The 8,065-nt window shown below is 65.0% G+C and carries 4 protein-coding genes; 3 read left to right on the top strand and 1 reads right to left on the bottom strand.

Annotated elements, in window-relative coordinates; all coding sequences use genetic code 11:
* Window positions 1-575: 575 nt before the first annotated feature.
* Window positions 576-1,916, bottom strand: coding sequence for an argininosuccinate synthase (gene argG / locus HV765_RS30705; RefSeq protein WP_054423394.1), 1,341 nt, complete (start codon window positions 1,914-1,916; stop codon window positions 576-578).
* A 269-nt stretch (window positions 1,917-2,185) separates the two neighbouring features.
* Between argG and HV765_RS30700 the strand changes: the two genes are divergently transcribed.
* Genes HV765_RS30700 through HV765_RS30690 form a run of 3 tightly spaced genes read left to right on the top strand, consistent with a single transcriptional unit; the run spans window position 2,186 to window position 8,041 of the window.
* Window positions 2,186-3,685: an efflux transporter outer membrane subunit gene (locus HV765_RS30700; RefSeq protein WP_054423393.1), complete on the top strand. Its 1,500-nt coding sequence runs from the start codon at window positions 2,186-2,188 to the stop codon at window positions 3,683-3,685.
* A gap of 4 nt (window positions 3,686-3,689) precedes the next feature.
* Window positions 3,690-4,862, top strand: a complete 1,173-nt coding sequence (locus HV765_RS30695) for an efflux RND transporter periplasmic adaptor subunit (protein WP_175172019.1) — start codon at window positions 3,690-3,692, stop codon at window positions 4,860-4,862.
* Entirely contained in the window at window positions 4,859-8,041 is a 3,183-nt protein-coding gene (locus HV765_RS30690; protein WP_175172018.1) for an efflux RND transporter permease subunit, read from the top strand. Before HV765_RS30695 ends, HV765_RS30690 begins: the two co-directional genes overlap by 4 nt.
* Window positions 8,042-8,065: the final 24 nt, after the last annotated feature.

The raw sequence follows: 8,065 nt of genomic DNA, 5'->3' as shown, positions 1-8,065 counted from the left end.
TGGGCGCCTGCATGCGCAAGGTGGTACATCTGTGCTTCGGTGTGCTCAAGACGCGGCAACCTTATAGGCCTGATTACGCTTTTTCTACTTGACGGCCAAGACGGTATCTTCAGATTCCCTCGGGCTTATCGACGCCCCGCGCATCCCGGGCCACCCCCACACCGTGCTGCGTCGGTCGTCATCTGACGGGCGCTGGGGCGAATGGTTTGCTTAGGGTTCGCGCCTACGGTGGTGGGTAGGGGAAGATCTTGCGGGGCCCGCGCCAGGCCGGCCGCGCGGGCGGCCTTTTGGCGCTTACGCGGTGTCTTGCGTCGGGGTGGTGCCGCTTCGCGCTTATGCGGTGTTTTGCGTTGGGGGGGGGCGCTTCGCGCTTGCGCGGTGTTTTGCGTCGGGGTGGTGGCGCTTCGCGAGTGCGCTGGTCAATATGGCGTTGCGAATGCCGCGCGTAGGATGGGTGAAGCGCGCGAATACGCGCATAAGAACGACTGCGATCCATCGCGGCAACCCATCAATCCCTGACTCACAAAAAAAACCCCTCGACATCGTCGAGGGGTTTTTTGTTGGGCGTTGAAGAATTACTTCTTCTTCGCCGCGTCCGTCAGCTGGGGCAGCGACGTGCCGCTGGATGCCAGCAAACCCGTCTTCACGTACGTGAAGAGCTTTTCGCGGGTGTCGACGATGTCGAGGTTGCGCATGGTCAGTTGGCCGATGCGGTCTGCCGGCGTGAACGGGGCGTTTTCGACCTTTTCCATCGACAGGCGCTCGGGTGCGTACGTCAGGTTGGCCGATTCCGTGTTCAGCAGCGAGTAGTCGTTGCCGCGGCGCAGTTCGATGGTGACTTCACCGGTGATGGCGCGGGCGACCCAGCGTTGGGCGGTTTCGCGCAGCATGATGGCTTGCGGGTCGAACCAGCGGCCTTGGTACAGCAGGCGGCCCAGCTTGCGGCCGTTTTCGCGGTACTGCTCGATGGTGTCTTCGTTGTGAATGCCGGTGACCAGGCGTTCGTAGGCGATGAACAGCAGCGCCAGGCCCGGGGCTTCGTAGATGCCGCGGCTCTTGGCTTCGATGATGCGGTTTTCGATCTGGTCGCTCATGCCCAGGCCGTGGCGGCCGCCGATGCGGTTGGCTTCCAGCAGCAGTTCGACCGGGTCGCTATATTCCACGCCGTTCAGGGCGACCGGTTGGCCTTCCTCGAAGCGGACGGTGACTTCTTCGGCCTTCACAGCCACGTCGTCGCGCCAGAACGCCACGCCCATGATGGGCTTGACGATGCGGATGCCGGAGTTCAGTTGCTCCAGGTCCTTGGCTTCGTGGGTGGCGCCCAGCAGGTTGGAGTCGGTCGAGTAGGCTTTTTCGGCCGACATCTTGTAGTCGAAGCCGGCTTGGCGCATGTATTCGGACATTTCCGAACGGCCGCCCAGTTCGTCGATGAAGCGCTGGTCAAGCCAGGGCTTGTAGATCTTCAGGTCGGGGTTGGTCAACAGACCGTAGCGGTAGAAGCGCTCGATGTCGTTGCCCTTGAAGGTGCTGCCGTCGCCCCAGATGTTGACGTCGTCTTCCTTCATGGCGGCCACCAGCATCGTGCCGGTGACGGCGCGGCCGATGGGGGTCGTGTTGAAGTACGTGATGCCGGCGGTCGAGATGTGGAACGCGCCCGCTTGCAGGGCGGCGATGCCTTCAGCCACCAACTGCGCGCGGCAGTCGATCAGGCGGGCGTTTTCGGCGCCGTAGGCCAGGGCCTTGCGGGGGATTTCGTCGTAATCGGATTCGTCGGGCTGGCCCAGGTTCGCCGTGTAGGCGTACGGAATGGCGCCGTTATTGCGCATCCACAGAAGCGCTGCGCTGGTGTCGAGGCCGCCGGAAAAGGCGATGCCGACCTTCTGGCCGGTGGGAAGGTTCGGGAGGATAGTGGTCATTGTTTGAGGTGAGACGCCAACAGGACTTTGACAAAAGGCTTTGACAGCAGCAAGCCGCCAAACAAGAAAGGTAGCCGGCATTTTAACTCTTTTGACCGGGACGGGCGGCGCGGCTTGGGCGGCTGGCCGCATCTGTCCCCGTGAGGGCCTTGTCCGCCGCCCGCGCCCGCGGACCTGTCCGTTTTGTCAGGATGCGGACAGCGTGGGGTCCGGGACCCCTTTCTACAGTGGAGCCCTATCCACAAGTGGCCGGGGACCCGGCTCGCGACATGAACACGGGAAATCGTATGGGGCCGCGTTGGGCGGGGGCGGGGTTGGCGGCCGTGCTGGCATTGGCCGGCTGCGCGGCCGGGCCGGATTACACGCGTCCGGCGATGGACCTGCCTGCCGCCTACAAGGAAGCCGGCCCGTGGAAGCCGGCCGAGCCCGGGGCGATCGACGGCAACATGCGCTGGTGGGAAGCATATGGCGACGCCACGCTGAACACGCTGATCGACCAGGCCAACGCCGCCAATCAGACGATTCAGCAGGCGCAGGCCCAGTACCGCCAGGCGCGGGCGGCCGCTGACGCTGCGCGGGCCGGCTTCTGGCCCACGGTGGGCGTCAGCGCCTCTGCCCAGCGGGCGCGGGCGAAAAGCAATGGCGTGACGGCGGTGTCCAATGGCTACGCCGCCGCGCTGGACGTGTCGTGGGAACCCGACCTGTGGGGCGCGGTGCGCCGCCAGGTCGAAGCCAGCGACGCCACGACCCAGGCCAGCGAGGCCAGCTTGGCCGCCGCCCGGCTCAGCATTCAGGCCGCGCTGGCGCAGGACTATCTGCAATTGCGGGCCGTGGACCGCGAAAAAGCGCTTTACGCCCGCACGCTGCAAGCCTATGCGCGCACCTTGAAGCTGACGCAAAGCCAGTACGACGCGGGCGTGGCCTTGCGTTCGGATGTAGCGCAGGCCGAAGCGCAACTGAAGACCGCACAGGCGCAGTCAATCGACCTGGACGCGTCGCGCAGCCAGCTGGAACACGCCATCGCCATTCTGACGGGGCGCACGCCCGCGCAGTTTGATCTGCCCGCCTTGCCGGCCGGCCAGCCCTGGACGTACCAGGTGCCGCCGGTGCCCACGGGCCTGCCGTCGGCGTTGCTGGAACGGCGGCCGGACATCGCAGCGGCCGAACGCAATGTGGCCTCGGCCAATGCGGGCATCGGGGTGGCGCGCGCGGCGTACTTCCCGTCGCTGGTGTTGTCGGCAAGCGGCGGCTTTGGCGCCGCCAGTTTCGCGCAGTGGTTCAACGCACCGGGCCGGGTCTGGTCATTGGGCGCGCTGTTGGCCGAAACCGTGTTCGACGGCGGCTTGCGCAAAGCGCGTGACGCGCAGGCCGTGGCGGTGTTCGATGCCAGCGCCGCGCAATACAAGCAGACGGTGCTGGGCGCATTTCAGGAGGTGGAAGACAACCTGTCCACGCTGCGCGTGCTGGACGATGAAGCGCGCGTGCAGGACGACGCGGTGGCCGCCTCGCGCTTGAGCGAGCAATTGGCCCTGGCGCAATACCGCGCGGGCACCACGACCTTTCTGACCGTGGCCGTCGCCCAAGCGCTGACCCTGTCAAACGAACGCGCCGCCGTGCAATTGCATGGCCGGCAGCTGGTGGCCAGCGTGGCGCTGGTGAAGGCCGTGGGCGGAGGCTGGAACGCCGCCGCCTTGAACACGCCCGATGCCGCCGCGCTGGCGGTGGCCGGCCCAGGGCAGGCCGCAAGCACAACTACCAAGAACGAGTGAGTCCATGGATCAAGTGTTGACTTCCCCCCATCGGCGCGCCGGGTTGCGCGCCGGGCTTGCGGCGCTGGCCGTCGTGGTGTGCGCGCTGGCGGTGTGGCTGCTGTTGCGCGATCGGGGCGCGCCGCCCGCCGCGCCGGACCCCGTCGTGCCCGTGGCGACCGTGCTGGTGCAACAGCAGGACGTCGCGCGTTATCTGACCGGGGTCGGCACCGTAACCGCGGCCGCCAGTGTCACGGTCAAGGCGCGTGTGGATGGGCAGCTGGACAGCGTTGGGTTTGTTGAAGGGCAGGACGTCAAGGCCGGCCAGGTGCTGGCCAACATCGACCCGCGCGCGTTGCAGGCGCAACTGGCGCAGGCGCAGGCGCAGCGCGCGAAGGATCAGGCCACCTTGCTGAACGCCCGCCTTGATCTGCAACGCTATACCCGCTTGCAGCGCGAAGACGCCGCCACGCAGCAGACGCTGGATGCGCAGCGCGCCCTGGTCGCGCAGCTGGAGGCGGCAACCCAGACCGACGACGCGCAGATCAGCTATGCCCGCGTGCAGCTGGACTACACGCGCATCGTGGCGCCGATTGCAGGCCGGGTGGGCGCGCGGCTGGTGGACCCGGGCAACATCGTGCACGCGGCGGACGCGAACGGGCTGGTCGTGATTAATCAGATCGACCCGATCACCGTGCAGTTCTCGCTGCCCGAAGAATCGGTGCCGGCCATCAACGCCGCCATGAACCTGGGCCAGCCTCTGCCGGTCGTGGCGTATGCGCGTGACAGTAATGAACCCTTGGAAACGGGCACGCTGGTGCTGCTGAACAACCAGATCGACACCACTACCGGCACCGTGCAGTTGAAGGGCCGGTTCGACAACCCGCGTCATCGGCTGTGGCCCGGCTTGTATGTGAACGCCCGCCTGGTGCTGGATGCGCATGAAAACGTGCTGACCGTGCCGGCGGCCGCCGTGCAGCGCAGCCAGACCGGCACCTTCGTGTACGCGGTGGACGGCAGCGGCGTGGCGCAGCCGCAAGCGGTAACGGTGGAGCGGATGCAGGACGGCCTGGCGATTATCCAGACTGGCTTGACGGCCGGGCAGCGCGTGGTGGTGGACGGGCAGTACAAGATCAAACCGGGCAGCAAGGTGCGTGAGCTGGCGGCAACCCCGGCCCCCGTGGGGAATGTGAAATGAGCATCTCGGCCAATTTCATCAAGCGGCCGATCGGCACGTCGCTGCTGGCGCTGGCGATTCTGCTGGTGGGCATCGCGGCCTGGCCGTTGTTGCCCGTGGCGCCGTTGCCGCAGGTGGATTTTCCTACCATCCAGGTGCAGGCCAACTTGCCCGGCGGCAGCCCCGAGACCATGGCGTCAAACGTGGCGCAGCCGCTGGAACGGCAGTTTTCGCTGATCGCCGGTTTGTCGCAGATGACCTCTGTCAGCGCCATCGGCAACACGCAGATCACCTTGCAGTTCGACTTGAACCGCAGCATTGATTCGGCGGCGGTGGATGTGCAGGCGGCTATCAATGCCGCTACCGGGCAGTTGCCGGCCAACCTGCCTAACCCGCCCACGTTTCGCAAGGTGAACCCGGCGGACGCGCCCATCATGGTGATGGCGGTGCAGTCCGACACGCTGCCGCTGACCCAGGTGAATGACTACGCCGACAACATCCTGGCGCAGCAGATTTCGCAGATATCCGGCGTGGGGCTCGTCAACATCGGCGGGCAGCAAAAGCCCGCCGTGCGCATACAGGTGGACCCGGGCAAGCTGTCGGCGCTGGGCTTGAGCCTGGAAGACATACGCGGCGTAATCGCCACCACCACCGTCAACCAGCCCAAGGGCACCATCGACGGCGCGCGCCAAAGCTTCACGACCTATACCAATGACCAGTTGCTGTCCGCCGCGCAGTGGAACGACATGGTGCTGGCCTACCGCAATGGCGCGCCGATTCGCGTGCGCGATGTGGGCGTGGCGGTGGATGGGCCCGAGAACACCAAGCTGGCCGGCTGGGCCTACGCGGGCAAGGCTTCGCCGCCTGACAACACGATCACTAACGGCCGATCCATCGTGTTGCAGATCAGCAAGCAGCCGGGCGCCAACGTGATCGAAACCGTGGACCGCATCCGCGCGGCGTTGCCGAGGCTTGAAGCATCGATTCCGCCGTCCGTGCATGTGAACACCATCATCGACCGCACGCAGACCATCCGTGCCTCCGTCACGGATGTGGAGTTCACGCTGACGCTGACCATCTTGCTGGTGGTGCTGGTGATCTTCCTGTTCCTGCGCAACGTGCCTGCCACGCTGATTCCCTGCGTGACGGTGCCGCTGGCGCTGATGGGCACCGCCGCCATGATGTATGTGGTGGGCTTCAGCCTGGACAATCTGTCGTTGATGGCGCTGACGATCTCGGTGGGTTTCGTCGTGGACGACGCCATCGTGATGCTGGAGAACGTGTACCGCCACGTCGAGGACGGCATGTCGCCGCTGGAAGCCGCGTACAAAGGGGCGGGCGAAATCGGCTTCACGATTGTGTCGATCTCGGTGTCGCTGATTGCCGTGTTCATCCCGCTGTTGCTGATGGGCGGCATCGTCGGCCGCCTGTTCCGCGAATTTGCTGTCACCGTCACGCTGGCCATCGTGGTGTCGGTGCTGGTGTCGCTGACGTTGACGCCGATGCTGTGCTCGCGCTACTTGAAGAACCATCACGGCGAGCGCCACGGCCGGCTGTACCAGCTGTTTGAACGCGGCTTTGACGCCATGCTGCATGGTTACGAGCGCGGGCTGAAGCTGGTGCTGCGCCACCAGTTCGCCACCTTGTGCGTGTTCCTGGCCACGGTGGCGTGCACGGTGGCGCTGTTCCTGGTGATCCCGAAAGGCTTCTTTCCGCAGCAAGATACGGGCTTTATCTTCGGCTTTGCGGAATCGGCGCAGGATTCTTCTTTCGCGTTGATGAACCAGCGCATGATCCAGATGGCCGACGTCATTCGGCAAGACCCGGACATCGCCAGCTTTGGTTTCAACGGCAGTCAAAGCACGTACAACACCGGCAACTTCTATATCGGCTTAAAGCCCAAGGACGAAGGCCGCACGGCGTCAGCCGACGAGGTAATCGGGCGGCTGCGCCCGCAACTGGCCAAGCTCGAAGGCGTGACGCTGTTCATGCAGGCGGGGCAAGACATCAACGTGGGCGGGCGCCTGTCGCGCACGCAATACCAGTACACGCTGACGGATTCCAATCTGGACGAGCTGAACGTCTGGGCCCCGAAACTGTTGACGGCGTTTCGCAAGTTGCCGCAATTGACGGATGTGGCCTCCGACCAGCAGAACAACGCGGCCACGGCCTCGCTGACGATTGACCGCGCGCGGGCCTCGTCGTTCGGCATTTCGCCCGCGCTGATCGACGCCACCATCTATGACGCGATCGGCCAGCGCCAGGTGGCGCAGTACTTCACGCAGATCAACAGCTATCACGTGATTCTGGAAGTGACGCCCAAGCTGCAACAAGACCCAAGCCTGTTCTCCAAGCTCTACCTGACCTCGCCGCTGACCGGGCAGCAGGTGCCGCTGTCTACCTTCGTGAAGCTGGACACGAACAAGACGGCGTACCTGTCGATCAGCCACCAGGGGCAGTTTCCGGCGGTGACCATTTCGTTCAACCTGGCGCCGGGCGCGTCGCTGGGCAGCGCCGTGCAGGCGATTCAGCAGGCGCAAAACCAGATGGGGGCGCCGGCCAGCTTGACGGGCGCGTTCCAAGGCACGGCCAAGGCGTTTGGGGATTCGTTGTCGACGCAGCCGTACCTGATTGCGGCGGCGCTGATCGCCGTCTACATCGTGCTGGGCCTGCTGTACGAAAGCTATATCCACCCGCTGACGATTCTGTCCACCTTGCCATCTGCCGGGGTGGGCGCGCTGTTGATCCTGATGCTGGGCGGATATGACCTGAGCGTGATTGCGCTGATCGGCATCATCTTGCTGATTGGCATCGTGAAGAAGAACGGCATCATGATGATCGACTTCGCGCTGACCGCCGAGCGCGAGCACGGCATGGCGCCGGCCGAGGCCATTTACCAGGCTTGCGTATTGCGCTTCCGGCCCATCATGATGACGACGATGTGCGCACTGCTTAGCGGCTTGCCGCTGATGCTGAGCCACGGCCAAGGCTCGGAACTGCGCCGGCCGCTGGGCTATGCGATGGTGGGCGGCCTGATCGTGTCGCAGGCGCTGACCTTGTTCACGACGCCGGTTGTCTACCTGTATCTGGACCGGGCGCACTACTGGTACATGGAACGCAAGGCGGCGCGGGCGGCAAGAAAGGCAGGGCAGGTGACGATGGCGAATCAGGCAAAGGCGCGCAGCGCCGGGCGGACTTGAGTCAAAATAGCGGTCAACCGTAGC

The sequence above is a fragment of the Achromobacter kerstersii genome, assembly GCF_902859595.1.
Taxonomy (GTDB): domain Bacteria; phylum Pseudomonadota; class Gammaproteobacteria; order Burkholderiales; family Burkholderiaceae_B; genus Achromobacter; species Achromobacter kerstersii.
The sequence above is the reverse complement of the archived record's forward strand: the minus strand, read 5'-3'. Positions and strand labels throughout refer to the sequence as shown.

What these genes read in the sequence shown, in the direction of transcription:
- argG (WP_054423394.1), bottom strand. Translation starts at nt 1,916, where the DNA reads ATGACCACTATCCTCCCGAACCTTCCCACCGGCCAGAAGGTCGGCATC.
- HV765_RS30700 (WP_054423393.1), top strand. Translation starts at nt 2,186, where the DNA reads ATGAACACGGGAAATCGTATGGGGCCGCGTTGGGCGGGGGCGGGGTTG.
- HV765_RS30695 (WP_175172019.1), top strand. Translation starts at nt 3,690, where the DNA reads ATGGATCAAGTGTTGACTTCCCCCCATCGGCGCGCCGGGTTGCGCGCC.
- HV765_RS30690 (WP_175172018.1), top strand. Translation starts at nt 4,859, where the DNA reads ATGAGCATCTCGGCCAATTTCATCAAGCGGCCGATCGGCACGTCGCTG.